This is a genomic window from Vibrio halioticoli NBRC 102217 (genome assembly GCF_000496695.1).
GTDB lineage: Bacteria > Pseudomonadota > Gammaproteobacteria > Enterobacterales > Vibrionaceae > Vibrio > Vibrio halioticoli.
In genome coordinates this window covers 1-25,473 of record NZ_BAUJ01000002.1, presented here as the reverse complement: position 1 = coordinate 25,473, position 25,473 = coordinate 1, and the positions used below count along the sequence as shown (strand labels likewise).

Genomic DNA, 25,473 nt, shown 5'->3' with positions numbered 1-25,473 from the left:
AGCGGAAATAGGCTCAAACATCAAAACGGCGCGCAGCCACGCACAGCAAGTCTGTATATCTATAGCAGACGTTGAGTGTTAACAATATTTAGAAAATAAAAAAGCGATAGGTCACCCTATCGCTCGCAAAATTCCATTTGTTATTAATGCTTTCCGTGCCCAAATGTTGTTATTCATCGTCCTGATGATTTTTGAAATCCGTAGCAAATATCCATTTGCTGGGCTAATCCTAAGCCATTCCTATCAGGGTTCTCAACATGAGAAAAAAAACCATCCATTGTTTACCCAAAGTCGCCCAAGGCGGTGCTTTCCTTTACTCATCCTGAGTAAGATTGAAAACTTCAATCATCGCATCCTTCGACCTACACTACTCTACTACTGATATAAAAATGTGCAATTACTAAACAATACGAATGGATCACACTTTCAACAAATTAGATTTATAGTGCTTACTTTTCAATGCCTTAATAACGCTTAAGCGAATCAATGAATAAAGATAACTGTGGATTGAATTATGTGAGCTAGATATCGGAAATGATAAGAGGTAAGTCATTTAAGACATAGAGACTCAGAGCGAGTCTCTATATCTTTAGTAAGGCATGTTTTTAGTAACAACACCTTGAATAAATAGATTGATTAGTGAAGACCACCGACATATTTAGACAATATGTCAATTTCTTCTTCGGTCAGCTTTTTGGATACATCGTGCATCATTTCGTTAAGGTCGTTGTTACGATCCATCGATGCAAACTTTTGCAACTGCAGCTTAATGTAGTCAGCATGCTGCCCAGATATCTTAGGGAAACCCGATAAGCTAGTACCATTACCTCTTGGGCCATGACACGCCACACAAGCGGTAATTCCTCGCTCAGCATTTCCTGCTAGGTATAACTCTTGTCCTTGCTCAACAACATCTTCCGGAGTGGTATTCTCTGACGTAGGTAAAGAGGCATAATAAGCAGATATATCAGCCATATCTTGTTCAGATAGTGGGATAGCCATGGCACTCATCGCAGGATCATAACGCCCCTGCTTACCACCACTGGTTGCTCCCAACTTAAAATCTTTAAGTTGTTTAGTAAGATAGCCTTCATGTTGACCAGCCAATTTAGGATATAGAGCAACAGGACTGTTTCCATCAGCACCGTGACACGCCGCACATGTTGCTGATTTTTGCTTACCTGCTTCTATGCTACCTGCAGCCCATACTGAGCAGCTAGCAAAAAGAGTTACTATTAGCGCTAATTTCTTCATGACATTCCATTATAATAATTTGAGCTTCCGTGGCTAAGGTATGCTCAGTTTTTATGTTCTAGATTGAATAAAAGTACCCGAAAAGTTGAACAAGCCATAGGTGTCGCCTTTTGTCGTGCTAGAATAGGCGAACTAATGCCGAACACGGTTATTTTACACAAATTCACAAAAAAGTAATCAGTCGACTACACAAAGTCGCGATGGAGTTAACAGTGAGCGCAAAAATTCATTACCAAAATACGCATTTTATAACTAGTGCCCCAGATATTCGTCACCTTCCTGAAGATGAAGGCATCGAAATCGCATTTGCTGGTCGTTCAAATGCGGGAAAATCTAGTGCGCTCAATCGCCTAACCAATCAACGCGCACTTGCAAAAACCAGTAAGACCCCTGGTCGTACACAGCTCATCAACTTATTTAAAGTGGATGAAAACTGCCACATTGTCGATTTACCGGGATATGGCTTTGCCCAAGTACCTCTAGAACTGAAAAAGAAATGGCAAAAAAGCTTGGGTGAGTACCTACAAAAACGCCAATGCTTAAAGGGCTTAGTGGTATTAATGGATATTCGTCACCCAATGAAGGACCTTGATCAACAAATGATCTTTTGGGCTGTCGATTCAGGTATTCCAGTACAAGTGCTGTTAACGAAAGCTGATAAGCTAAAAAGTGGCGCTCGCAAAGCAACATTACTTAAAATCCGCCAAGATGCTGTTGGTTTTGGTGGTGATGTTAATGTTGAAGTATTTTCGTCTCTAAAAGGGCTTGGTGTCGAACAATTACGAGCTCGATTAGATAGCTGGTTTGCACCGGCTTTTGCACAGCTTGAACAAGATGATGAACAAAGCGCACCTGAACAAGAGTAGCGCCATCACCTATCTGCTAAATAAACACTAAACAAAAACGCGACCCTTAATATAGGTCGCGTTTTTTGTTTCTAAATTACAGAATACTTATTGAGTGATCTGGGCAGTTTTTAGCATAAAAATGCTAATTTTATTGTTTTTCAACACTTTGAAAGATCAGTACAAATAAAAGACGGATTAATATTTGCTTAAGTAATACAGGCAGAAATTAGTGGAGTTTAATGAAAAGCAAAAAGGGTAAACCCCTTATAAGATAAGGGTTATTGGTTTCTTTTAGGCAATAAAAAACGCCTCAGTCAAATACCGACTGAGGCGTATGAATTTATATAAATTCTAATAACGTGAAACAAAAGGTCTGAAAGATGGAACATCTTACCTCTGTACCCTACACAGATAAATTTACCCGATCTGAGAACAAATGCCAACACTTTTTGTAGTTTTTTTTCAAAAAAAAACTTTCCTTTGAAAAAATCCACCTAACCTATTGTTGTTTAAATTACAGGCAATAAAAGGTTGCATTAAGTGATACACATCTCACTAACAACCTATTATGTATAAATAATCGCCTAGTGGGCCTCATCCCAATTGTCACCATGGCCTGCATCAGCCACTAGCGGGACATCCAATGTAGCCGCAGACTCCATCAAATCCTGTATGTTACTTTCAATCTCTTGTAATACATCTTCACGAACCTCAAAAACCAGTTCATCGTGTACTTGCATTAACATACGAACCTTAGGTTCACCTTGTTGCTTTTCGATCCACTCATCGACTAACAGCATCGCTTTCTTGATGATATCTGCTGCCGTACCTTGCATCGGTGCGTTAATTGCCGCACGTTCGGCCGCTTTACGACGCATACCGTTACGAGAATTTATCTCTGGCAGGTATAGATGACGTCCATACAAGGTTTCGACATAGCCTTGCTCGGTTGCTTGGCTGCGAGTCTCTTCCATGTACTGCATTACGCCAGGGTAACGCTCAAAATAAGTATCCATATAGTGCTGAGCTTCGCCACGCGGAATGCCCAGTTGCTTGGCTAAGCCAAAGGCACTCATGCCATAGATAAGACCAAAGTTAACCGCTTTAGCACGGCGACGTTGTTCACTAGTGACTTGGTCTATATCGACCTCTAAGATCTCGGCAGCGGTGGCTGCGTGGATATCTTTACCAGTTCTAAAGGCTTCCAGTAACGCTTTATCACCCGAAAGGTGTGCCATGATACGCAGCTCAATTTGCGAGTAATCGACCGCCAGAATTTTCCAACCGTGTGGGGCCACAAATGCCTGACGAATACGACGTCCTTCTTCATTACGAATAGGGATGTTTTGCAAGTTAGGATCGGTCGAGGACAAACGTCCGGTTGCGGTCACACCTTGATGATATGAAGTATGCACACGTCCAGTACTTGGGTTGATCATCTTCGGCAGCTTATCAGTGTAAGTAGACTTCAATTTCGCTAAGCCACGATGCTCAAGAATCAGTTTCGGCAGTGGGTAATCCAAGGCAAGCTCTTGCAACACTTCTTCATTGGTTGATGGTGCGCCAGAAGGTGTTTTCTTGATGACAGGTAATCCCATCTCTTCAAATAGAATTCCTTGCAACTGTTTTGGCGAGCTTAAGTTAAATTCTTTACCTGCCAGCTCAAATGCTTTTGCTTGTAACTCATCCAGACGCTGGGCAATTTCTTGTGATTGAGTCCCTAGCAGCATGTCATCAATCAATACCCCGCGACGCTCAATGCGCGAAAGTACCGGTATGAGTGGGATTTCAATCTCTTGATAAACAGAGTTAAGTTTTTCGTTCTGTTCTAAAAATGCATTCAGATGATTGTGCAGTCGTAGCGTCACATCGGCATCTTCTGCCGCATACGGTGAAGCTTCAGCTAAGTCGATTTGGTTGAAGGTGAGCTGCTTTTTGCCTTTACCGGCAATTTGTTCAAAAGAGATGCATGGATGCTGCAAAAATCGCAGTGCCAAGCTATCCATATCATGTTTGCCGCCCACGCTGTTGTAGACGTAAGACGCTAACATGGTATCAAAGGCAATGCCCTGCATGTCGATATCGTATCGAGCGAGTACCGAAGCATCGTATTTTAGGTTCTGCCCCACTTTTGCCTGTTTAGGGTCTTCAAGCAGTGGCTTAAGTTGCTCTAGCACCCAACTGCGCTCAAGTTGCGCTGGGGCATCTAAATAGTCATGAGCAACCGGAACATAAGCGGCTTCACCTTCTTCGGTGGCGAAGGATAAGCCCACTAGGTTAGCCACCATGTAATCTAGGCTGTCCGTTTCCGTATCAAAGGCAAACACATCCGCTTGTTTTAGCTTCTCTAGCCAAGTGTTAAAGCTCTCTTCATCCAATATAGTTTGGTACTTACTGCGATCAATCGTGATGGCTTTCTCAGAAATGGTCGGTGTAATGTCTTTTTTCGCCCCAGCACCACTGATGGCTCGACCTGATTTTTCATCAGCCTCAACCACACCAGTGCCACCTTCTAACAATTCATTTAACCAAGATTTAAACGCCATTTTGCCATATAGAGAAATCAGTAAATCTTTATCCGGCGTCGCTTTAACCAAATCATCTAAAGTCACTTCGAGCTCTACGTCTAGCTTAATAGTGGCTAGGCGATAAGAAAGGTAAGCCGACTCTTTATGTTCGAGTAATTTCTTGGCCATAGTTTTTGAACCGCGAAAACCCAGTGCGGCAATGCTATCAAGGTTTGCGTAAATATCGTCAAGCCCGCCAATACCTTGTAAAAGAGCAGTAGCAGTTTTATCACCCACACCCGGCACGCCAGGAATGTTATCGACCTTATCTCCCATCAAAGCCAGATAATCGATAATCAGCTCAGGCGGAATACCAAACTTTTCAATCACCCCTTCTCTATCGGATACCACATTGGTCATGGTGTTGATTAAGGTAACGTTTTCATCCACCAGCTGCGCCATATCTTTATCGCCAGTACTGATCAGCACAGGCATGCCTTTCTTCGATGCTGCGGCAGATAAAGTGCCGATCACGTCATCAGCCTCTACCCCGGTGATGGAAATCAAAGGTAAGCCCATGGCTTTAATCATGTTGTGCAAAGGTTCGATTTGAGATCGCAGATCGTCTGGCATTGGCGGACGATTCGCTTTGTATTCTGGATACATATCATCTCTGAATGTCTTACCTTTGGCATCAAAGATCACCGCAATACGCTCACTAGAGAATTGACGCATCATGCTTCTGAGCATATTCATTACGCCATAAACGGCATTGGTTGGATGCTCACCATTACTCATGGTGCCAGGGTATGCATGAAATGCTCGATATAAGTATGAAGAGCCATCAATGAGTATCAGCGAATTTTCGGGGATAGTTGCCATGTATTGGTGTCCAGCTTAGGTAGAAGGAGGGATAATACCAATCACTTACTTACAACAATTGGTATAACTTTGCTATAGGATGCCACGAGTCACTCCGCTTATCTAGATACCCTTGAATCACACTAACAAATATTACCAATATCAACAGACTCGCCTGTGGATAAGTGTGTGTGCAAATTATTTGCGAACTTAAAAAGCCTGTAGATAAAGTTGCTTTTATTGATTTTTAATTATTAAAAATCAATAACTTAAATCAGATCTAGCGATCATTTAAAAGATCCTTGCCTGATCGGCGTGTGTGGACAAAGATTTTCATGAGGAAATATTGAACAGCGCGCTTGCGCAACAAACAACCTTAATAGAGTAGTGCATTTTTTACGCTATAGAGCTTTTTTAAAATAGAGTCGATTATGGAGAGGGTTTGGATAAGGTTCGCATTCTTCAATCCAATAACCATTTCTCAGTAGTAGCCTCAACATGGCCGCAAACTGATTTTGTGACTTAACGGTTAGCCAGCAATATCCCGCCTCTTTCACCCAACGTTGCTGCTCGTTTAACAGCAATTGTGCAACACCTTTACCGCGAGCCTCAGCATTGACCCCACCTAGCCAACTGTAAAAGGTGTCGTCATCTTGCGCATAACCTATTTTAAAGCCGAGCAATACCCCACACTCTTCTGCAATAAGAATCAGCGATTTTTTGTTGTTTAAACGCAAGTTAAGAGTTTCGAGACTCTCTGGTTTAGAAAATTCAGAAATCGAGTTCATGACCTGCAAAGCTTCAGCCAATGAACCTTCACGGATGACAATAGACATGTCGCCTCCTCTACATATACAAAAGGCCCTAAAAAGGGCCTAAATCATGATGTTGCTGTGCGATTATTGATCTTCAGATAACCACTGCGCCACGTCTTTAGCGAAGTAAGTTAAAATACCATCAGCGCCAGCACGCTTAAAGCATAGTAGCGATTCTAAAACCGTCTCTCTTTCCTTCAACCAGCCATTTTGAATGGCTGCTTTGTGCATTGCATATTCACCGGACACTTGGTAAGCAAATGTCGGAACTTGCAACTCAGTCTTCACTCGGCGAACCACATCTAGATACGGCATACCAGGTTTAACCATGACCATATCGGCACCCTCAGCAATATCCAGCCCCACTTCATGTAACGCTTCATCGCTATTTGCAGGGTCCATTTGGTAGTTCTTTTTATCTGCGCCTTTTAAGTTACTCGCAGAGCCGACCGCATCTCTAAATGGGCCATAGTAGTTAGACGCATACTTGGCAGAATAAGCCATGATCTGAGTATGAATGAGCCCGGCTTTTTCTAACGCTTCGCGAATCTTACCAATGCGACCATCCATCATATCTGAAGGAGCAATAACATCAGCACCCGCCTCTGCATGCGAAAGTGCCTGCTTGATCAAAACTGCGGTAGTTTCGTCATTTTGCACATAGCCTTCTTCATCAATGATGCCGTCTTGTCCGTGTGTTGTATAAGGATCAAGAGCAACATCGGTAATAACACCAATTTGCGGTACATGCTCTTTCAGCAAACGCACCGCGCGCTGCACTAAACCTTCGGAGTTATACGCCTCAATAGCGCACAGGCTTTTTGCATCTTGGTTTACTACAGGGAATAACGCGATGGCAGGAACCCCTAAATTAGCCAGTTTTTCTGCCTCTTCCAACATGAGATCGATAGAAAGACGCTCAACGCCCGGCATAGATTCAACTGACTCACGGCGATCTTTACCCATCAAAATAAACATTGGGTAAATCAAATCATCAACGGTAATTTTGTTTTCTGCCATCAAACGACGGCTAAAGTCATGTTTACGCATGCGGCGCATTCTACGCGCAGGAAATGGGCTTTGAATAAGTGCGGACATGGTTCGATCCTTGTATGAAACAACTGTGCTAAATCATAACATTAACCATTCCACTAGGAACGCACAGAACATGAAAAATAGAACGAATGCACATATACTGGAGCACAAATAGCCAACAAATGATGTTTATCCATGATCGACACCCACGCCCATATTTATGCCAGTGAATTTGACCAAGATCGAGACCAAGTTGTAGAGCGCGCTCTGCAAGCTGGGATTAATCAAATATTACTGCCCAATATCGACCTAGAGTCTATTCAACCTATGCTAGCCACCGAAGCGGCTTACCCTGATATTTGCCGTTCGATGATGGGATTGCATCCATGCTATGTAAACCAAGACATCAAGCAAACCTTAACTGAAATAGAAAGTTGGTTTGATAAACACAACTTTATTGCGGTAGGTGAAATTGGCATTGATCTCTACTGGGACAAAACTTTTCGTAAAGAACAAGAGTATGCGTTTTCCACCCAACTAAACTGGGCTAAAGAACGCGACCTTCCGGTCGTCATCCATACCAGAGATTCTATTGAGGAAACACTTAGTCTGCTGAAAAAGGAACAAGACGGTTCTTTGCGTGGCGTATTCCATTGCTTTGGTGGCAGTGTCGAAGAAGCAAAAGCCATCAATGAGCTTGGCTTTCATTTAGGGCTTGGCGGCGTATCGACCTTTAAAAATGGCGGTATGGATAAAGTCATTCCGCACTTGGACTTACAATACCTAATACTAGAAACCGACTGCCCTTACCTTGCTCCTGTCCCTCACCGAGGCAAGCGCAATGAACCCGCTTACACTCAGTTAGTCGCACAGCGAGTTGCCGACCTGAGAGAGTTGAGCCTGATAGAGGTAGATGCACTCACTACCCAAAACGCAGTGCAGTTATTCAACCTATAAAAAAATCCCCAACGGGGATTTTTTGTGATTTATTCAGTGAAAGAGAAAGCAGAGTCTATTCTGCTTGCTCTTCGTCCTCATCTTTTCGAGTATAGAAGCGCGCAAAGAACAAGCCGACTTCAAATAACAGCAACATTGGCACAGCCAACAAGGTCTGAGAGATAATATCGGGCGGCGTTAGCATCATGCCAATTACAAAAGCGGCCACAACCACAAAAGGTCGCTTGGCTTTTAGTGTTTGCACGTCTGTTGCTCCCGTCCAACACAGCAAGATGATAGCGACCGGTACTTCAAATGCGATACCGAACGCTAAAAATAACGCTAGAACAAAGTCGAGATAACTGGAGATATCCGTCGCAAACTCAACCCCACCTAACGATATCGCGGTAAAAAAGCCAAACACTAGCGGGAATACCACAAAGTAGGCAAATGCTACACCACAGTAAAATAACAGTGAGCTTGAGAACAACAGTGGCATCACTAAGCGTTTCTCATGCTTATACAACCCTGGTGCGACAAAGGCCCACACTTGATACAAGATAAACGGAACGGCGAGAAACACTGAAGCGATTAAAGTCAGTTTAAGTGGCGTAAAAAACGGTGACGCGACATCCGTTGCAATCATCGTTGCCCCTTCGGGTAAACGATCAATTAAAGGAGCCGATACGAACTCATAGATATGACCCGAAAAATAAATCAGGCATAGAAACACCACCATCACTGCACTAATTGCGCGCAATAAACGAGTGCGTAACTCAATCAGATGGCTCATCAATGGCTGGTTGGAATCAACCGAAGACATAGAAACCTCTATAAATGACAAAAGGGGCGGCAGTGCCCCTATTGATTAATCTTGTGACTTAGGAGAAGACGACTCTTTGGTGCTTGTTGAAGACTTGTAGGGTTGCTGAACACTTTGTGCAGCTTCTTTTAGCTCTTCTACAGATTGGCGTAACTCTGGAGACATATCTTTCATCCCCAATTGTTCTGCCTTTTTCAGGTTTTCCTGAAGTTCATGAATTTTGAGCTCATGATCCAACTCATCTTTGACATTATTTGCCATAGATTTTGCTGAATTAATAAAGCGAACCACACTACGAATAGCGACAGGGAGACGCTCAGGCCCCAAGACAATCAGCCCCAAAACGGAGATGAGTATCAGCTCCCAAAAACCAATATCGAACACGGATTAAACCTGCTCTTTATCTTTTTGCTTCTCAGTGCTTTGCTCTGCAGTTTTTTGCTCAGAAATATTTTTCTTTTCAAAATCTGCATCGTTTGACTCTTTAGCATCTTTAGTGATTGCTTCTTCCTCAGACATCGCTTTCTTGAAGCCTTTAACTGCCGAGCCAAGATCGCCACCAATACCACGCAATTTCTTAGTTCCAAATAATAGAACTACGATCACTGCAATGATTAAAAGTTGCCAAATACTAATTCCACCCATGTGTAATAACCCTTGTATCTATTTTTATATAAATAATCATTTACGGTAGGTAAACCAACTTAATATCCAAGCCAGCAATCCTAAACCACCAACCCCTGAAGAAATCAAAGGGTTATCATTAACGTAAAGTATGGACGAGCATACGATAAATGTAGCCCCTATTCCAAACATAAATTGGCCAGTAGCGTGTTGTCTCTTCGTTTGTCGATATCCCTCATATAAATTCTCGACTTTTTGAGACAAATTCTTACTACTCTTCAAGTTGTCATAAAGTAGCTCAGGCAATTCGGGTAATTTTTCCGCCCAAAATGGTGCACGCTCTTTAATTGAGTTCACCACAGCTTGTGGACCCACCTGCTGTCCCATCCATTTTTCCAAAAATGGCTTCGCTGTCGCCCATAAATCAAGTTGCGGATAGAGCTGTCGCCCTAAGCCTTCAACATACAACAAGGTCTTTTGTAACAACACCAGTTGTGGTTGCACTTCCATATTATAACGACGAGCTGTGTTAAATAGATTAAGCAAAACATGGCCAAACGAAATATCACACAGTGGTTTGGCAAATATAGGTTCGCACACCATGCGAATCGCAAACTCAAACTCTTGCACATTGGTATCGGCAGGCACCCAACCAGAATCGACATGCAGTTGAGCCACTTTTCGATAGTCTCGATTAAAGAAGGCCAGCAAGTTTTCAGCCAAGTAGCGCTTATCATCAGCGTTAAGTGTTCCGACAATACCGCAATCTAAACCAATCCATTGAGGATTCTCTGGATGTGAATATTGCACAAAGACATTGCCTGGGTGCATATCGGCATGAAAAAAGCTGTCTCGGAAAACCTGAGTGAAAAAGACGGTCACACCACGTTCAGCGAGCAACTTCATATTAGTGCCGTTGCTTTTTAACCCTTCAATATCGGATACTTGAATGCCATAGATGCGTTCAGACACCATCAAATTTTTACTGCTCAGATCAGGAATAATCTCAGGGACATACAGCTCTTCGCTATTTTCAAAATTGCGGCGCAGTTGCATTGCATTGGCGGCTTCTCGGCGTAGATCTAACTCATCAATTAAGGTCTTTTCATACTCTGCAACTACCTCGACAGGTTTCAACCTACGCGCTTCAGGAACCGCTCTTGCTAATAATTTCGCCATGCGAAACATCAGCTTAATGTCGGCATCAATAACAGGGCGGATATCTGGGCGAATAATTTTTAGAACAATTTCCCGTCCAGAATCTTTTAATTTAGCAGTATGTACTTGCGCAATCGAAGCTGATGCCAAACATTCTATGTCAAAATCATCAAACCATTGTTCTACAGGTCCACCTAAAGCAAGCTCAATATGCTTCTTTGCTAAATGCCCTTCAAACGGGTCTACGCGATCTTGCAGCAGTGCCAGTTGATCGGCAATATGCGGAGGAAATAGATCGCGGCGTGTAGACATCATTTGCCCAAACTTAATCCAAACCGGACCTAGATCTTGCAATGCCAAACGCAGACGATGACCTAACTCTTTTTCTGGATGTTTATTCTTTATCCAAAACAGTGCCTTGCGAGCTAAGCGAGGAAACTTAGCCAGATCATGCTCAGGTATTAGCTCATCGAGCCCATATTCAAGTTTAACGCGAGTAATCTGGTATAAACGCTTTAGCTCAGAAGGAGTCATTGCTGGCTCTCCGTTAAACGCGCTAGGCGTTGCTCAAGAGAAACTAACTTAGCTTGCACATCGTCCACTTGATCGCAGAAGTTGGCTACCGCCAACGGTGAAGGGGCTAATTCCCACTCTTCAGTAATAACGTGTTTAAGGTGAGTGGTGTGTTTTTGCGCACTACTTTGTAGAAATGACAGTCCGCTTTTTGCTCCTGACACGAGCGTGTGAGCGGCAACATCACCAACAACCTTAGACAGAATCTCTGCTATATCTGGCTTACTCAACTGCATCAAAGTCGCAAACTGTTGCCCTACTTGCATATCTCCAGCAACAGACAGTTTGTCTTGTTTAAAGAGCTCGTTAATGTTGGCCTGTTGCTGTAAATCGCGTAGCGCAGTAAGACTTAAGGTCAACTCACAATCCGGAGTCCCCTCAAATGCTGCCAACACATCAATTTGTTGGCTACAAACAAAAATCAGACTTTTATTCAGCTCTTTTAAATTCAAACGAATAGTCGAGCCTTTCATACGAGCTAATTGTTTTTGACTTTCAGGTTGCTGTTTTATCAGCGAATTAAAAGAAAACTCAACAGCTGCTGTTACTAAAGAATCAATGGGCATTAAAGTGTTCCACTAAAATTTGTAACCACGGTGCAAAGCAACAATGCCACCGGTTAGGTTGTAATAGGTGGTTTGCTCAAATCCTGCGTTTTGCATCATACCTTCTAATGTTTCTTGGTCTGGGTGCATACGGATCGATTCAGCAAGGTAACGATAGCTTTCTTTATCGTTGGCGATGATGCCCCCTACTTTCGGTAGGATGTGAAACGAATAGGCATCGTAAATCTTAGAAAGTGGCGAGAAGATTGGTTTAGAAAACTCAAGTACCAATAAACGACCACCGGGCTTAAGCACTCGGTACATTGAGCGCAAAGCTTTGTCTTTGTCCGTTACATTACGTAGGCAAAAGCTAATGGTAATGCAGTCAAAGTAATCATCTGGGAATGGTAATTCCTCAGCATTGGCTTGCACGTAATGAACATTACCTACCACGCCAGTATTTCTTAATTTGTCACGACCGACATTCAGCATTGAATTGTTGATATCAGCTAGAACAACATGTCCTGTATCACCCACTATACGTGAAAACTTAGCGGTAAGATCTCCAGTGCCGCCACCGAGATCAAGTATCTTCTGCCCTGAACGTGCACCACTACAATCAATAGTGAAACGTTTCCATAAGCGATGAATACCACCCGACATCAAATCGTTCATCAGGTCATATTTACTGGCAACCGAATGAAAAACCTCGGCCACTTTAGTTACCTTTTCATTTTTAGCAACGGTCTTAAAACCAAAATGGGTAGTGTCTTGTGAGGTTTGTTCTAGGGGTTCTTTAACGCTCATATCTATGTTCTATCTCTGAATTCATATTTCAGAGAGATATGACAAAAAGCCATTAACTTCAAGCACACCTCCCTACCACGCTCGCAAATCTAGTTGCAAACGAACCAACAAGTCTACTTTATACATCAACGCTTGTCTTTGTTGAAATACGCTCAATTTTATTGAAGTTGCATAACTGTGAATAAATACATCAACAGCACCTCATCTTGTTACTTTACTATCTAGCCACTTCAATTGAAGATTGGCGCATAACCACAAAATCTATAGACTAAGCTCTGTTTGATTCCCTCAACTTGCTGGAGCTTTAAAGCCCTTAATGAATGAACGTAAAGCTCTTATTTTAGGACTCAGTGCCGTATTACTTTGGTCAACGGTTGCAACCGCATTTAAGCTGACGTTAGCCGAGTTCACGCCAATTCAAATGCTAACTTGTGCCAGTATTGTTTCAGCAATCGCACTGCTAATCGTGTGCATACTGCAAAACAAAACCCACCTCATTGTCCGCACTTTTGTGGCGAATCCTTTTTATTATCTGATGCTAGGGCTGATTAACCCTCTGGCTTATTATCTTATTTTATTTAAAGCCTATGACCTTTTACCTGCCTCACAAGCTCAACCCATAAACTACAGTTGGGCTATTACACTGACATTAATGGCCGCTCTCTTTTTAGGGCAAAAAATACGCCCTCAAGATTGGCTAGCTTGTCTGTTTGGTTACCTGGGAGTAGTGGTCATTGCCACCCAAGGGGACATTTTAGGGATGCACTTTTCCAGCCCAGCAGGTGTCGCATTAGCACTGTTATCTACTTTATTGTGGGCTGGATATTGGATTTTAAACGCCAAAAACAAAGCTGACCCTGTGGTGGCGGTATTGCTTGGGTTTTTAGTGGCAATACCACTGGCTATCGCTTTATCAATTTGGGAGGGTGCCACTTGGCAAATGAGCAGCAAAGGATGGTTGGCCGTCACTTATGTTGGTCTATTTGAAATGGGGATCACTTTTGTATTGTGGTTGGGCGCACTCAAAGCGACTCAAAACACTGCAAAAATTAGTAACCTAATTTTTATCTCGCCGTTTATCTCTTTGTTGTTGCTGGCCAATATTTTAGGCGAGGAAATTCATCCTTCTACCCTATTTGGCTTAGTATTAATAGTTGCTGGACTGATTATCCAGCAACTAAAACGAGCAAAACGTCCGCCTCAGCAACGACAGACTTAATCGCTTATCGATTATTTACGCGCTAATTTATGATGGGCACGAGAAAAGTGCCCAGCACAAAAAGCGCCCACAATAGACAATTCACCCGCTAAACAAAGAGCGGCAGCTACCTCAGCCAATGCTTGCGATTTACCATTGCCATGTAATCCCATTAAATCTAAACAGGCTTTCTGACTTGGCAGGCCTGTACCACCACCAACGGTACCCACCATCAAGTTGGGTAAGGTAACACTGGCATACAGGTCGCCATTTTTATCCACTTCGAGTCTTGTCATACCCACCGCAGATTCAGCAACACACGCAGCATCTTGACCACAAGCAATGTATAAAGCAGCCAATGCATTGGCATAATGTGCATTGATACCAATCGTGCCACTGAGCGCACCGCCCACAGTGGTAATTTGAGCAAATTGCATCATTTTTTCAGGCGTCGTATGTAGGTACTTTTCAATAAGAGCTGCTGGAATATGCGCTTCTGCGGTCACTTTTTTGCCTCGCACACTACGCAAGGTTTGCGCATTGGCTTTTTTGTCGCCAGAAAGATTACCATCAAGAAACGCATGCTCAGGCTCAACCGGCGTATGCTGTAAAATATACTCAAGTACCGCATTGGTGGCGATAGTCACCATATTCTGCCCCGATGCATCACCCGTTAGGAATTCAAACACCAAGTACACATGATTACCTTCAATGCTAACGCTAATATCCGTTAGTTTCCCATGAGAGGTGGTTTGCTCGGCAATAGATTTGAAGGTGGCATACTGAGTCACAACCCAAGCCACAAATTGCCCTGCTTGGCTAAGATCAAAGAAAGCAAAAGCCGGTGTACGAGTAACACCTTCATTAAGTAGCATCGCACTAGCGCCACCAGCGGCGGTCAACAGTTGTGAACCTCGGTTGTATGAGGCGACTAATGCTGCTTCAGTGGTTGCCAAAGGCACCAAAAAATCTTGCTTAGCAAATAGCCCGTTCACACGCAAAGGGCCCGCCATACCCACTGGCATTTTTACCGTACCGATAAAGTGCTCAATATTCTTCGCATACGTCAACATGTGCTGCTGGGTATGCTCATCCAACAGGTGCTGCTGTGCGTCATCATTATCAAGAGTCGCCCAACGTCGCTGAACATTTTTTTCTGTTAAATAAGGACTCTTGGTCAGTTTTGTCGTTGGAGGCTCAAAGTGAGGTTGCAGAGCCTCATTACGCAGTGAGGAGTCGAGATCTGAACTGAGTGATGAAGTGTGATCAGGTCGGTGTAGATTTAATTTAGGCATATTTCTCACTTTAGGGTTGTCGCAAATTGCGCAGATTCCTTCCCTAGTGCAATCCATTTTTATCGTACAAACAACGTAACTGAGCAGAGTACGAACATTCCCCCCCAATTACAACGCCATAGAAACAATTGTTAATAAACTAAAAGTACACCAAATATAACAAGTTAAGATGAACATTAACTGCTGAGTCTCACGTAAACTCAGTATAAAGATGAACTCATTCAAGACTCTTATGCTCAATGCGCATAAAAATGAGAAATAACATTACTCGACAACCCTTTTGATTAAAGATTAATCAATGGCAGAATGCCCATCCGCGCAAAGTTGTAATATGAGGTGTTTCGCGATGATGGTTTTGATGTACTCAGTATTGGCAGTTTCCAGCGTAAGTTTAGGTGCCATACAAATCCTAAAGAAGAAAACACCAAATAGCAGCGATAAAGCTTCAGAAGAGATCACTCAGTACTTAAAAGAAACCCATTACTGGGCAGAAGAGTATCGACACGCACAAATCAGCTACCAAAGATTACACGCTGAATTCATGCACAAAATTGCCGACATGAACCGTCAAAACCCAGCCCAACAACAAGCCAATAACCTTGCGCTTAACGAGCTAAAAATGCACGTTGAGCAACGAAAGATGAGAATGCAACGCGCAGAAAAACGTTATCAAGAATTAACCCACTAAGTTGTTATATAACTCCGGGTTAATTCATTTCAATGACATCAAAAATAATTACACATGCTGACCAGCTACATAACCTGAGCTCCAGCACCAACAAAAATTGAACCCTCCTAACCAACCAGTCACATCCATCACTTCACCGATAAAGTACAAACCAGGAATGGTTTTGCACTCCATAGTTTTAGAGGACAGATGATCGGTATTGACGCCACCTAAAGTGACTTCCGCAGTGCGATAACCTTCAGTGCCATTAGGTACTATTTGCCAGCCTTCTAGGGCCTCAATGATTTGATCGTATTCTTTATGGTTCAACTGCTTTAGTGGCTTATCGGTAAATAGCTTACGCTCCATCAATACTTCAATCAGGCGCTTAGGCAGCACTTTGGCTAAGACATTTTTCAGCGATTGGTTGGGATGGCTTTCTCGACTTTGAGCCAGTAACTCTGCGATATCGGCTTCTGGCACAAGGTTGACGGTCACTTTTTGTCCTGCGCGCCAATAAGAGGAGATTTGCAGTACCGCAGGGCCAGACAGACCACGATGAGTAAACAGCAATGCTTCTTTGAAAACGGTGCCATTTTCGGCGGTGATTTCTGCAGGGATAGCAATGCCAGAGAGTTCGCTAAAATCCAGCTTGTCTTGTTTGTGCAAGGTAAATGGCACCAAGCCTGCGGTGGTCGGTATCACATCTAGGCCAAACTGCTCAGCAATTTGATAGCCAAATGGGGTGGCTCCGAGTTTGGGCATAGATAAGCCGCCCGTTGCCACAACTAAAGAGTCGCAGCGGATTGGCTCACCATTAGCCAAAAGGGTAAAGCCTTGTTCTGCTTGTTCAATCTCTGTCACTGCCACTTGATAGCGGAATTGAACCCATGCAGGAGGACATTCTGCTAACAACATTTTGACGATATCTTTGGCAGTATCCACACAGAACAGTTGTCCATGATCACGCTCTTCAAATTCAATGCCGTGCTTGCTTACCATAGAGATAAAATCCCAATTGGTGTATTGCGACAATGCCGATTTTACGAAGTGCGGGTTGCTACAAATAAAGTTAGCCGCAGAGACATCGTAGTTACTGAAATTACAACGTCCGCCACCAGAGATGAGGATTTTACGGCCCGGCTTCTTGGCATGATCGACCACCAGCACGCGTTTATTCCGTTTTCCGGCTTCTGCTGCACACATTAAACCTGCGGCACCGGCACCAATAATCACGACATCAAAGTGTTCACTCATTTTTTATATCTCGGGCTGTTAGAACAACAAAAGGGCATGCGAACGATCGCATACCCTTCTTAATTGGCACATTCTACCCAGATGCAAGGCAGACTTTCAAACAAGATTTGTGTTATTAGCGATTCGAAACCTTATTTGAGCAATGCTCAGCATAATGATTACACGCTAAAGGCGGCCAATAATGTCACCCCAAGCAAAGCACAACTTAGTATAAACAGCTCACGCACTTTGTCGCACTTCCCGACAAACACAGGATCATGGTGTTGAGAGTATTCTTTACTTTTTAAGTAGTTAAACAACCTAAACTGCTTCACTACATTACCTTGAGTGGTAAAAAACCCACGCCCATCTACCTGCTGATACAGTAATGGGTGCGCTTCACGCATAACAAAAATAAGTGCTCTTAAAGTGCTAATGTAACGCACGCAATTAACCGCAGTGACGCTCATAAGCGCAAAAATAATCAAATCCCCACTGATCATCTTTATTCCTCCCTATTTCCTCTGGGAGACGACAAGACAACCAATGAGAACCGGTTGTTTAAGCGAGTAACAACAAATTACTCAGCTGCCGTATCCATGATAGAGGATGAACCTTCTTTAGCCATTGTTGCTAGGTCTTTGTCGATAAAGAACAATGCCTGACCGTTCTCACCAACCAACTCTAGCTTGTCTAAAATCCCTTTAAACAATTTCTCTTCTTCGTGTTGCTCTGCCACATACCACTGTAAGAAATTGAACGTTGAGTAGTCTTGGCTTGTGAAGGCCACATGAGCAAGTTTGTTGATCCTTTCAGTGATCATGCACTCATGCTCATAAGTTTCGCGGAAAACTTCTCCTAAGCTCGCAAATTCGTGTTTTGGCGCCTCAATAGCCCCAAGAATAGGCAATGCACCCGTTTCACTTACATAGGTAAATAGACGCTGCATATGTTCCATTTCTTCAACGGCATGTTTGCGCATAAATTCTGCTGCACCATCGAAACCTTTGTCTTCACACCAAGCACTCATTTGTAAGTATAGATTGGATGAGAAAAATTCTAGGTTTATTTGCTCGTTTAAATTTTCGACCATCTGCTGTGACAGCATAAGACATTCCTCTTCTTATTAGCTTTATGTGTTGTTTAAGCGAATATGCTACCGATTTGGTATGAATATACGTTACCAGACTTTGCCCTAAATCAACATTCTCTTTATTTTGTGCGTTTAAAAGCTCAACTTAAGATCACTGAGACAAAAATAGTGTCACTCCCTGCTAAAATAAAATTATAGACACATTATTTATCATTTTAACAAGGAGCCGATTATGAGTTACAAACATATTGTTGTTGCCCTCGACCTAGGAGAGCAAAGTGAGTACTTAGCCAATCGAGCGGCAAACCTTGCAAGGGCACTTGATGCCAAGCTTTCTTTCATCCATATCGATATCAACTACACCGAGATCTACACAGGTTTAATTGAAGTAAACTTAATGGATAGCCAAGTCGCCTCAACTAAAAACTCAACTAAACAGTTGCAAGAACTGGGTGACAAAATTGATTATCCGATAGACGGTATATTGGTCGGTCGCGGAGATTTAGTCGATGAACTCTCTGAAGCGATTGATGAAAAAGGATTTGATTTGGTGGTGTGTGGACACAACCAAGATTTCTGGGGAAAATTGCTTTCTAACACTCGCCATATGATTCACGAAGTGCCTGTTGACCTATTGGTTGTACCGCTAAAAAGCTAAAAGTACCTAACGGCGATATACTCAAATATCGCCTTTAATCACAGCAATAGCATTCCTAGCAATGGGAATGCTATTATTTTTTATTTCATTGATGAAATGACATACACATCAAAACGATTTTTCTTGGTCTCAATGGCCATACTCGGTTTGACTCCATCTAACCACTGCGCATAATCCGGCCTTTTCACCACAACTCGCTTAGTCGCCAATTGCAATGCTGGAGCAAGCAAACCGTCCGCATCTTGGTCCGCCCCAACTAATGTTTGAAATACACGCATCTCTTTTTTAACCAGAGCACTCTTTTTCTTGTTCTCGGGATGCGGATACATAGGGTCTAGGTAAATAACATCAGGGCGCTGAAATTCATTATCTTGCGCCAATTGCGATAACGCATCTAAGCTAGAAGCGTGCAGTAAAGACATTCGCTCACTCATCCACCCGCCAATATCAGGGTCTTGCTGAGCTCGAGCTAAACCATCATCAAGCAATGCCGCGACAACCGGATTACGCTCAATCATCTGCACTTTGCATCCCAAAGACGCCAGCACAAACGCATCACGGCCTAAGCCAGCCGTGCCATCTAATACCGTTGGCATTGCTCCTTTATTCAGCCCTGCCGCTTTTGCTATTGCCTGACCTTTACCGCCACCAAACTTACGGCGGTGCGCTACTGCTCCAGTGACAAAATCGACACAGATAGCACCCAACTTTGCTTCATCAAGCTTCTTTAGCTCTAGACGTTCACCCAACTGCAGTGCAAACTGACTATCAGGATCGTGTTGTAAATTCCAACGCTCAGCTAAGGCTTGAATTTGTCGTTGTTTGTCTTCGGACTGCGCTAGAAGTTGAATCTGCAACATCATCTCTCTAAAGTTTAGGGGCCTATAGACCTTGATTATACCAATCATCGTCATTGGTATTAAGATGCTCCTAGTTTACCGCATTCTACTTATCTCTGTCTCTTAAGGAACGTTAATGAACAATAACCCGATGCTAGATCAGCTCGATAAAGACATTTTGAAAACATTAATGGAAGATGCGCGTACTCCATACGCAGAAATGGGCAAACGATTTAATGTTAGCCCCGCCACCATACATGTGCGAATCGAAAAGATGAGAGCTGCCGAGGTTATTGAAGGAACAGAGGTTATCGTCAACACCAAAAAGCTCGGCTACGACGTGTGCTGTTTTATCGGTATCAACCTGAATGCGGCCAAAGATTATCACTCAGCATTAGAAAAATTGAATGCTTTGGATGAGGTGGTAGAGGCGTATTACACCACTGGCGCTTACAGTATTTTTGTCAAACTCATGTGTCGATCCATTGAAGAATTACAACATGTACTGATTAATAAATTACAAGCTATCGATGAAGTGCAATCCACCGAAACCCTTATCTCCTTACAAAACCCAATCAACAGAAACGTAAACCCATAAAAAAGCCACCTCAATTGAGGTGGCTATATAATCACAAGAACATTACGCGATTAAGCGTCGATACCTGCGTGGCGCAGTAGCGCATCAATTTTTGGTTCACGACCACGGAAGCGTTTGAATAGCTCCATTGGTTCTTCACTTCCGCCCATCTCAAGGATGTTGTTTAGGAAGCTTTGACCCGTTTCAGTATTGAAAATACCTTCTTCTTCAAAACGAGAGTACGCATCTGAAGACAGTACTTCAGCCCATAGGTAGCTGTAGTACCCAGCGCTGTAGCCACCAGCAAAAATATGGCTAAATGCATGTGAGAAACGGTTCCATTCTACACTTGGGAATACGGAGACTTTGCTCTTAACTTCTGCAAGAGTTTCCAGTACGCGAGCTCCAATCTCAGGATCGTAATCAGTGTGTAAAGTGAAGTCGAACAAACCAAGTTCAAGCTGACGCAAAATAAAGATAGCGGATTGGAAGTTCTTCGCCGCTAGCATTTTTTCCAGCATTTCTTTTGGTAATGGTTCGCCTGTTTGGTAGTGACCAGAGATGAAGGCAAGAGCATCTTCTTCCCAGCACCAGTTCTCAAGGAACTGACTTGGTAGCTCAACCGCATCCCAAGCAACACCATTGATGCCAGAAACCGCGGCAACATCTACTTGAGTCAGCATATGGTGAATACCATGGCCAAATTCATGGAACAAAGTCACGACTTCATTATGAGTAAATAGAGCGGGTTTATCCCCAACAGGTTTGTTGAAGTTACAAGTTAGGTAAGCCACTGGCGTTTCAAGTTCACCCGCTTCAGTAATGCGGCGAGGACGACAGTCATCCATCCATGCACCACCTTGCTTGTGTTCACGAGCATAAAGATCAAGGTAGAAGCTACCTCTTAGTTCACCTTGCTTGGTTTTGATATCAAAAAAGCGAACAGACTCATGCCAAACATCCACACCCTGACGCTCTTGCACTACAAGACCAAAAACGCGCTCCAACACTTCAAATAGACCCGCAACAACTTTGCTTTCAGGGAAGTAAGGACGTAGATCTTCATCAGAAATACTAAACAGTTTCTGTTTTTGTTTTTCGCTGTAATAAGCGTTATCCCACACGTTTAACTTAGTCACGCCAAATTCTTTTTCTGCAAATTGACGCAACTCTTCCGCTTCACGCTCGCCTTGAGGTTTCGCTTTAGTGGCTAAGTCATTTAAGAAGCCAAGAACTTGTTCTGGAGATTCAGCCATCTTAGTGGCTAGTGAGCGCTCACTAAAGGTAGAGAAGCCTAACATACGAGCAATTTCATGACGCAGTTTTAGCTCTTCAGCAATAATTTCAGTGTTGTCCCATTTGCCTGCGTTTGGACCGCGATCAGAGGCACGAGTACAATATGCTTCGTACATTTCTTTACGCAGTTCTTGGCTGTCACAATACGTTAGCACTGGAACATAAGAAGGGATCTCTAGCGTTAACAAGTAGCCATCAAGACCTTTTGCTTGCGCCGCAGCCTGTGCTGCTTCTAGCGCTGATTCCGGCATACCTGCTAGCTCAGCAACATCTTCAATGTGCTTGCTCCAACCCATAGTGGCATCAAGTACATTGTTTGAGAATTTAGAGCCTAGCTCTGATAGACGCTTGCTAATTTCGCCATAGCGACCTTGCTCAACAGCAGGAAGACCAATGCCAGACAGTTCAAAATCACGCAATGCATTGGTGATTGTTTTCTTCTGAGCTTGGCTTAATTGTTCAAAGCTTGCATCCGATTTAATTGCTTTATAAGCCTCATACAAACCTTTATGTTGACCAACCCAAGTGCCGTATTCAGAAAGTATCGGTAGACAACTCTCGTAAGCCTCACGAATCTCATCGCTGTTCGCAACTGAGTTTAAATGACTTACTGGTGACCATAAACGTGAAAGAACGTTATCTACCTCATCGATAGGCACACATACGTTTTCCCAAGTTGGGTGAGTGTTGTCTTTCAATACTTCCTCTGTTTTCTGACGGCAGTCAGCAATAGCCTTTTCAACCGCAGGTTTAATATGCTCAGGCTTGATCTCTGAGAAATGTGGCAGATCCACAATATTGAGAAGTGGGTTCGACATAGGTGTTCCTTTTAATTTTCCGGCTTATTGTTCTTTAGATAGTGGCGACTTATGCAAAATTCAATAGTCGAGTATAATATGAATTGATCATTACCTACTCATTTGGGAGTCACCTTGCTCAGCTACCGTCACAGCTTTCATGCTGGAAATCATGCAGACGTGGTAAAACACATTGTTCAAAGCCTTATACTTGATGCCTTAAAGCAGAAAGACAAGCCTTTTGTCTATCACGACACTCATTCCGGTGTAGGTCGTTACGATTTGACCCACGAGTGGTCAGAAAAAACCGGTGAATACAAACAAGGCATCGCCAAATTATGGCAACAAAGTGACCTACCTGCAGAACTTACTGGTTATCTCGATGCTATTCGCAGCCTAAACGACGGTGACGAGCTTAGATACTACCCTGGCTCTCCTCGTGTGGCTCGTGCACAAATTCGCAGTGGCGACCGCATGGTTCTCACTGAGCTGCACCCAAGCGACTTCCCGTTATTGCTACAAGAATTTCATCGTGACCGCCAAGTTCGCATGTTCAAAGACGATGGTTTTGTACGCCTAAAAGCCAGCTTACCACCCAAAGAACGTCGCGGACTGGTGCTTATCGACCCTCCTTACGAGCTAGCCAAAGAATATCGCGATGTAGTACAAGCTATCGCGCAAAGTTATAAGCGTTGGGCTACAGGCATTTATGCAATCTGGTATCCTGTAGTTAATCGCTACGATATCGACGACATGCTTAAAGGTTTGAAAGGCCTAGGTATTCGTAACATATTGCAGATAGAGCTTGGGGTATCTCCTGATACTAACGAGCGCGGCATGACAGCATCAGGCATGATTGTGATTAATCCGCCATGGAAACTAGAAAGCCAAATGCAAGCTCTGTTACCAGTATTGAAGCAAGCGATCGCCCCTGCGACAGGGCATTTTAAGGTTGAATGGGTTGTACCCGAGTAAATTCACCCAATATAACGATAAAGATTACAAGAATTCTGGAGAACTTAATGACAACTCACTTTGACTATATCTGTATTGGTGGTGGTAGCGGTGGCATTGCATCAGCAAACCGTGCATCTATGTATGGAGCCAAAGTTGCTCTAATCGAAGCAAAAGACCTTGGTGGCACCTGTGTAAACGTAGGTTGTGTGCCTAAAAAAGTAATGTGGCATGGCGCGCAAGTAGCGGAAGCTATCAACCTTTACGCTGAAGATTACGGCTTTGACGTTGAGCTAAAAAGCTTCAACTGGTCAAAACTTATCGAAAGCCGTCAAGCATACATAGGTCGCATTCATCAATCTTATGACCGTGTATTGGGCAACAACAAAGTAAATGTCATCAAAGGCTTTGCTAAATTCATTGACGCTAAAACTGTTGAAGTAGACGGTACACAATACACCGCTGATCATATCCTGATTGCCGTAGGTGGTCGTCCAACGATTCCTAACATTCCAGGTGCTGAGTACGGCATCGACTCAAACGGTTTCTTTGAATTAAACGAACAACCAAAACGTGTTGCGGTTGTTGGCGCAGGCTACATTGCAGTAGAAATTGCAGGCGTATTAAGCGCTCTAGGCACTCAAACTGACCTGTTTGTACGTAAAGAGTCTCCTCTACGTAGCTTTGACCCAATGATCATCGATACCCTAACAGAAGTGATGGCCGCAGAAGGTCCAACGCTACATACACACTCTGTTCCTAAAGAAGTGGTAAAAGAAGCGGACGGCAGTTTAACTCTGCACCTAGAAAACGGCAGCAGCCACAATGTAGACCAGCTTATCTGGGCAATTGGTCGTCACCCTGCAACCGATGCTATAAACCTAAGCAACACTGGCGTAGCAACCAACGAGCGCGGCTACATCAAAGTTGACGAATACCAAGAAACCAATGTTAAAGGCGTGTACTGCGTTGGCGACATTATGGAAGGCGGCATTGAACTAACACCAGTAGCAGTAAAAGCGGGCCGTCAACTTTCTGAGCGTTTGTTTAACAACAAACCAGAAGCGAAAATGGACTACAACTTAGTCCCTACCGTGGTATTTAGCCACCCACCAATCGGTACTATCGGTCTTACTGAGCAACAAGCTATCGAGCAATACGGCGAAGACAAGGTTAAGGTATACACCTCTGGCTTTACCGCTATGTACTCTGCTGTCACTAAGCACCGTCAACCATGCAAAATGAAACTAGTCTGTGCTGGCGACAATGAACAAGTTGTTGGTCTACACGGCATTGGTTTCACTGTTGATGAAATGATTCAAGGTTTCGCAGTCGCAATGAAGATGGGCGCAACTAAGGCTGACTTTGATGCCGTAGTCGCAATCCATCCAACGGGCTCGGAAGAGTTTGTTACGATGAGATGATCGCGCTTTGCGCATAACGACAAAGGATGGCCTATGCCATCCTTTTTTATTACCTGCCTCTTCGCTTTCTTTACTTCTTAACCCTTCTATTTATCAACCTTCTACTTCTCAACTTCCCGAATAAACGACTTCTCAAAACCACTGACGGTTCTTAATTGAGTCACCTCAAGACTGGCTTGAGCAAAGTCATCGTATGGGCCGATTAAGCAGCGTTTGCCTTTCTTTTCGGCTTTGTTCCAAATGGAAGATGAGACGTTGGGGTAGATTTGATTGACTTGCTCTAAGGTGAGTTCTTCGGGGAAAAAGCCGCACTGGATCCAGAATGTGGATTTGGCATAAATGGGTTTGCTTTTGCCCCATAGAGACACCCCTATCGGGCACTCTTCTCCTAGCAATGCGGGCTTATCAAAGGACTCTTGAGTTGCCGAACATAAGAAGTTGCTCGCTTGGACACTGCTGCAGGTAAGTAACAACGCAATGCTGTAAAACAGAGGTAATGTTATTGGCTTCACTTTGCTTACAACCCTCTCACCCGTTAAATCAATCACTTCCGAAAGATTAGTCGAGTGTTGCGTTATTCGCCAATGCATCATACCAATCACACTAAGTAAGTGTTCAGGAATAGCGCCGGAAAAATGCTTGAGATGAACTGA

The 25,473-nt window shown here is 43.4% G+C and carries 25 protein-coding genes; 8 read left to right on the top strand and 17 right to left on the bottom strand.

What is annotated here, in order from left to right:
- Window positions 1-636 precede the first annotated feature (636 nt).
- Window positions 637-1,254 (bottom strand): c-type cytochrome, encoded by a 618-nt coding sequence (locus VHA01S_RS00140; protein ID WP_023402347.1) that lies wholly within the window; start codon window positions 1,252-1,254, stop codon window positions 637-639.
- Between the two features lie 212 nt (window positions 1,255-1,466).
- Between VHA01S_RS00140 and yihA the strand changes: the two genes are divergently transcribed.
- On the top strand, window positions 1,467-2,120 hold the full coding sequence (gene yihA / locus VHA01S_RS00135; protein ID WP_023402346.1) for a ribosome biogenesis GTP-binding protein YihA/YsxC: 654 nt from the start codon (window positions 1,467-1,469) through the stop codon (window positions 2,118-2,120).
- Between the two features lie 566 nt (window positions 2,121-2,686).
- Here yihA and polA read toward each other — a convergent pair.
- The 3 genes from polA to hemB form a co-directional block, all read right to left on the bottom strand.
- Entirely contained in the window at window positions 2,687-5,491 is a 2,805-nt protein-coding gene (polA, locus tag VHA01S_RS00130) for a DNA polymerase I (RefSeq protein ID WP_023402345.1), read from the bottom strand.
- 380 nt (window positions 5,492-5,871) lie between these two features.
- Complete coding sequence (locus tag VHA01S_RS00125) at window positions 5,872-6,306, bottom strand: GNAT family N-acetyltransferase (RefSeq protein WP_023402344.1); 435 nt, start codon at window positions 6,304-6,306, stop codon at window positions 5,872-5,874.
- A 63-nt stretch (window positions 6,307-6,369) separates the two neighbouring features.
- Entirely contained in the window at window positions 6,370-7,383 is a 1,014-nt protein-coding gene (gene hemB, locus VHA01S_RS00120; protein WP_023402343.1) for a porphobilinogen synthase, read from the bottom strand.
- Between the two features lie 132 nt (window positions 7,384-7,515).
- Between hemB and VHA01S_RS00115 the strand changes: the two genes are divergently transcribed.
- Entirely contained in the window at window positions 7,516-8,277 is a 762-nt protein-coding gene (locus VHA01S_RS00115) for a TatD family hydrolase (RefSeq protein ID WP_023402342.1), read from the top strand.
- Between the two features lie 55 nt (window positions 8,278-8,332).
- Here VHA01S_RS00115 and tatC read toward each other — a convergent pair whose 3' ends face one another.
- From tatC to ubiE, 6 genes are read right to left on the bottom strand one after another with little or no spacing between them, the layout of a single operon-like run.
- Window positions 8,333-9,079, bottom strand: coding sequence for a twin-arginine translocase subunit TatC (gene tatC / locus VHA01S_RS00110; RefSeq protein ID WP_023402341.1), 747 nt, complete (start codon window positions 9,077-9,079; stop codon window positions 8,333-8,335).
- 45 nt (window positions 9,080-9,124) lie between these two features.
- Window positions 9,125-9,463, bottom strand: a complete 339-nt coding sequence (gene tatB, locus VHA01S_RS00105; protein ID WP_023402340.1) for a Sec-independent protein translocase protein TatB — start codon at window positions 9,461-9,463, stop codon at window positions 9,125-9,127.
- 3 nt (window positions 9,464-9,466) lie between these two features.
- The gene (gene tatA / locus VHA01S_RS00100; protein WP_023402339.1) at window positions 9,467-9,724 is read right to left on the bottom strand and encodes a Sec-independent protein translocase subunit TatA; all 258 of its coding nucleotides are present in this window, start codon (window positions 9,722-9,724) and stop codon (window positions 9,467-9,469) included.
- 36 nt (window positions 9,725-9,760) lie between these two features.
- Entirely contained in the window at window positions 9,761-11,395 is a 1,635-nt protein-coding gene (ubiB, locus tag VHA01S_RS00095) for a ubiquinone biosynthesis regulatory protein kinase UbiB (protein ID WP_023402338.1), read from the bottom strand.
- Window positions 11,392-12,000 (bottom strand): ubiquinone biosynthesis accessory factor UbiJ, encoded by a 609-nt coding sequence (locus VHA01S_RS00090; protein WP_023402337.1) that lies wholly within the window; start codon window positions 11,998-12,000, stop codon window positions 11,392-11,394. The genes ubiB and VHA01S_RS00090 overlap by 4 nt, the downstream gene beginning before the upstream one ends.
- A gap of 12 nt (window positions 12,001-12,012) precedes the next feature.
- The gene (ubiE, locus tag VHA01S_RS00085) at window positions 12,013-12,786 is read right to left on the bottom strand and encodes a bifunctional demethylmenaquinone methyltransferase/2-methoxy-6-polyprenyl-1,4-benzoquinol methylase UbiE (RefSeq protein ID WP_023402336.1); all 774 of its coding nucleotides are present in this window, start codon (window positions 12,784-12,786) and stop codon (window positions 12,013-12,015) included.
- A gap of 316 nt (window positions 12,787-13,102) precedes the next feature.
- Here ubiE and VHA01S_RS00080 point away from each other — a divergent pair, with 316 nt between their 5' ends.
- On the top strand, window positions 13,103-14,005 hold the full coding sequence (locus tag VHA01S_RS00080) for a DMT family transporter (RefSeq protein ID WP_023402335.1): 903 nt from the start codon (window positions 13,103-13,105) through the stop codon (window positions 14,003-14,005).
- An 11-nt stretch (window positions 14,006-14,016) separates the two neighbouring features.
- On the opposite strand, the gene VHA01S_RS00075 is transcribed toward VHA01S_RS00080, so the two are convergent.
- Window positions 14,017-15,279, bottom strand: a complete 1,263-nt coding sequence (locus VHA01S_RS00075) for a hydroxymethylglutaryl-CoA reductase (RefSeq protein ID WP_023402334.1) — start codon at window positions 15,277-15,279, stop codon at window positions 14,017-14,019.
- A gap of 346 nt (window positions 15,280-15,625) precedes the next feature.
- Here VHA01S_RS00075 and VHA01S_RS00070 point away from each other — a divergent pair, with 346 nt between their 5' ends.
- Window positions 15,626-15,967, top strand: coding sequence for a hypothetical protein (locus VHA01S_RS00070; RefSeq protein WP_023402333.1), 342 nt, complete (start codon window positions 15,626-15,628; stop codon window positions 15,965-15,967).
- Between the two features lie 48 nt (window positions 15,968-16,015).
- On the opposite strand, the gene VHA01S_RS00065 is transcribed toward VHA01S_RS00070, so the two are convergent.
- The 3 genes from VHA01S_RS00065 to ftnA form a co-directional block, all read right to left on the bottom strand.
- On the bottom strand, window positions 16,016-17,203 hold the full coding sequence (locus VHA01S_RS00065; protein WP_023402332.1) for a BaiN/RdsA family NAD(P)/FAD-dependent oxidoreductase: 1,188 nt from the start codon (window positions 17,201-17,203) through the stop codon (window positions 16,016-16,018).
- 158 nt (window positions 17,204-17,361) lie between these two features.
- Window positions 17,362-17,685, bottom strand: coding sequence for a universal stress protein UspB (gene uspB / locus VHA01S_RS00060; protein WP_023402331.1), 324 nt, complete (start codon window positions 17,683-17,685; stop codon window positions 17,362-17,364).
- Between the two features lie 77 nt (window positions 17,686-17,762).
- Entirely contained in the window at window positions 17,763-18,290 is a 528-nt protein-coding gene (gene ftnA, locus VHA01S_RS00055) for a non-heme ferritin (RefSeq protein ID WP_023402330.1), read from the bottom strand.
- Window positions 18,291-18,507: 217 nt separating this feature from the next.
- On the opposite strand from ftnA, the gene VHA01S_RS00050 reads away from it, so the two are divergent.
- The gene (locus tag VHA01S_RS00050) at window positions 18,508-18,933 is read left to right on the top strand and encodes a universal stress protein (RefSeq protein WP_023402329.1); all 426 of its coding nucleotides are present in this window, start codon (window positions 18,508-18,510) and stop codon (window positions 18,931-18,933) included.
- 80 nt (window positions 18,934-19,013) lie between these two features.
- Here VHA01S_RS00050 and VHA01S_RS00045 read toward each other — a convergent pair whose 3' ends face one another.
- Window positions 19,014-19,793 carry a class I SAM-dependent methyltransferase gene (locus VHA01S_RS00045; protein ID WP_023402328.1) on the bottom strand — a complete coding sequence of 260 codons (780 nt, stop codon included), beginning with the start codon at window positions 19,791-19,793 and terminating at the stop codon, window positions 19,014-19,016.
- Window positions 19,794-19,908: 115 nt separating this feature from the next.
- Here VHA01S_RS00045 and asnC point away from each other — a divergent pair, with 115 nt between their 5' ends.
- Window positions 19,909-20,370: a transcriptional regulator AsnC gene (asnC, locus tag VHA01S_RS00040; RefSeq protein ID WP_023402327.1), complete on the top strand. Its 462-nt coding sequence runs from the start codon at window positions 19,909-19,911 to the stop codon at window positions 20,368-20,370.
- A 50-nt stretch (window positions 20,371-20,420) separates the two neighbouring features.
- Here asnC and prlC read toward each other — a convergent pair whose 3' ends face one another.
- The gene (prlC, locus tag VHA01S_RS00035; RefSeq protein ID WP_023402326.1) at window positions 20,421-22,463 is read right to left on the bottom strand and encodes an oligopeptidase A; all 2,043 of its coding nucleotides are present in this window, start codon (window positions 22,461-22,463) and stop codon (window positions 20,421-20,423) included.
- A gap of 114 nt (window positions 22,464-22,577) precedes the next feature.
- On the opposite strand from prlC, the gene VHA01S_RS00030 reads away from it, so the two are divergent.
- Together VHA01S_RS00030 and gorA are read left to right on the top strand one after the other, a co-directional pair.
- Complete coding sequence (locus VHA01S_RS00030; protein WP_023402325.1) at window positions 22,578-23,417, top strand: 23S rRNA (adenine(2030)-N(6))-methyltransferase RlmJ; 840 nt, start codon at window positions 22,578-22,580, stop codon at window positions 23,415-23,417.
- A 47-nt stretch (window positions 23,418-23,464) separates the two neighbouring features.
- A complete protein-coding gene (gene gorA, locus VHA01S_RS00025) occupies window positions 23,465-24,820 on the top strand; it encodes a glutathione-disulfide reductase (protein ID WP_023402324.1) in 1,356 nt (451 codons plus the stop codon).
- 101 nt (window positions 24,821-24,921) lie between these two features.
- Here the strand turns inward: gorA and VHA01S_RS00020 are convergent.
- The coding region (locus VHA01S_RS00020; RefSeq protein WP_023402323.1) for an SPOR domain-containing protein at window positions 24,922-25,473 on the bottom strand (552 nt) is incomplete at its 5' end.

What these genes read in the sequence shown, in the direction of transcription:
- VHA01S_RS00140 (WP_023402347.1), bottom strand. Translation starts at nt 1,254, where the DNA reads ATGAAGAAATTAGCGCTAATAGTAACTCTTTTTGCTAGCTGCTCAGTA.
- polA (WP_023402345.1), bottom strand. Translation starts at nt 5,491, where the DNA reads ATGGCAACTATCCCCGAAAATTCGCTGATACTCATTGATGGCTCTTCA.
- VHA01S_RS00125 (WP_023402344.1), bottom strand. Translation starts at nt 6,306, where the DNA reads ATGTCTATTGTCATCCGTGAAGGTTCATTGGCTGAAGCTTTGCAGGTC.
- hemB (WP_023402343.1), bottom strand. Translation starts at nt 7,383, where the DNA reads ATGTCCGCACTTATTCAAAGCCCATTTCCTGCGCGTAGAATGCGCCGC.
- VHA01S_RS00115 (WP_023402342.1), top strand. Translation starts at nt 7,516, where the DNA reads ATGATCGACACCCACGCCCATATTTATGCCAGTGAATTTGACCAAGAT.
- tatC (WP_023402341.1), bottom strand. Translation starts at nt 9,079, where the DNA reads ATGTCTTCGGTTGATTCCAACCAGCCATTGATGAGCCATCTGATTGAG.
- tatA (WP_023402339.1), bottom strand. Translation starts at nt 9,724, where the DNA reads ATGGGTGGAATTAGTATTTGGCAACTTTTAATCATTGCAGTGATCGTA.
- ubiB (WP_023402338.1), bottom strand. Translation starts at nt 11,395, where the DNA reads ATGACTCCTTCTGAGCTAAAGCGTTTATACCAGATTACTCGCGTTAAA.
- VHA01S_RS00090 (WP_023402337.1), bottom strand. Translation starts at nt 12,000, where the DNA reads ATGCCCATTGATTCTTTAGTAACAGCAGCTGTTGAGTTTTCTTTTAAT.
- ubiE (WP_023402336.1), bottom strand. Translation starts at nt 12,786, where the DNA reads ATGAGCGTTAAAGAACCCCTAGAACAAACCTCACAAGACACTACCCAT.
- VHA01S_RS00080 (WP_023402335.1), top strand. Translation starts at nt 13,103, where the DNA reads ATGAATGAACGTAAAGCTCTTATTTTAGGACTCAGTGCCGTATTACTT.
- VHA01S_RS00075 (WP_023402334.1), bottom strand. Translation starts at nt 15,279, where the DNA reads ATGCCTAAATTAAATCTACACCGACCTGATCACACTTCATCACTCAGT.
- VHA01S_RS00070 (WP_023402333.1), top strand. Translation starts at nt 15,626, where the DNA reads ATGATGGTTTTGATGTACTCAGTATTGGCAGTTTCCAGCGTAAGTTTA.
- VHA01S_RS00065 (WP_023402332.1), bottom strand. Translation starts at nt 17,203, where the DNA reads ATGAGTGAACACTTTGATGTCGTGATTATTGGTGCCGGTGCCGCAGGT.
- uspB (WP_023402331.1), bottom strand. Translation starts at nt 17,685, where the DNA reads ATGATCAGTGGGGATTTGATTATTTTTGCGCTTATGAGCGTCACTGCG.
- ftnA (WP_023402330.1), bottom strand. Translation starts at nt 18,290, where the DNA reads ATGCTGTCACAGCAGATGGTCGAAAATTTAAACGAGCAAATAAACCTA.
- VHA01S_RS00050 (WP_023402329.1), top strand. Translation starts at nt 18,508, where the DNA reads ATGAGTTACAAACATATTGTTGTTGCCCTCGACCTAGGAGAGCAAAGT.
- VHA01S_RS00045 (WP_023402328.1), bottom strand. Translation starts at nt 19,793, where the DNA reads ATGTTGCAGATTCAACTTCTAGCGCAGTCCGAAGACAAACAACGACAA.
- asnC (WP_023402327.1), top strand. Translation starts at nt 19,909, where the DNA reads ATGAACAATAACCCGATGCTAGATCAGCTCGATAAAGACATTTTGAAA.
- prlC (WP_023402326.1), bottom strand. Translation starts at nt 22,463, where the DNA reads ATGTCGAACCCACTTCTCAATATTGTGGATCTGCCACATTTCTCAGAG.
- gorA (WP_023402324.1), top strand. Translation starts at nt 23,465, where the DNA reads ATGACAACTCACTTTGACTATATCTGTATTGGTGGTGGTAGCGGTGGC.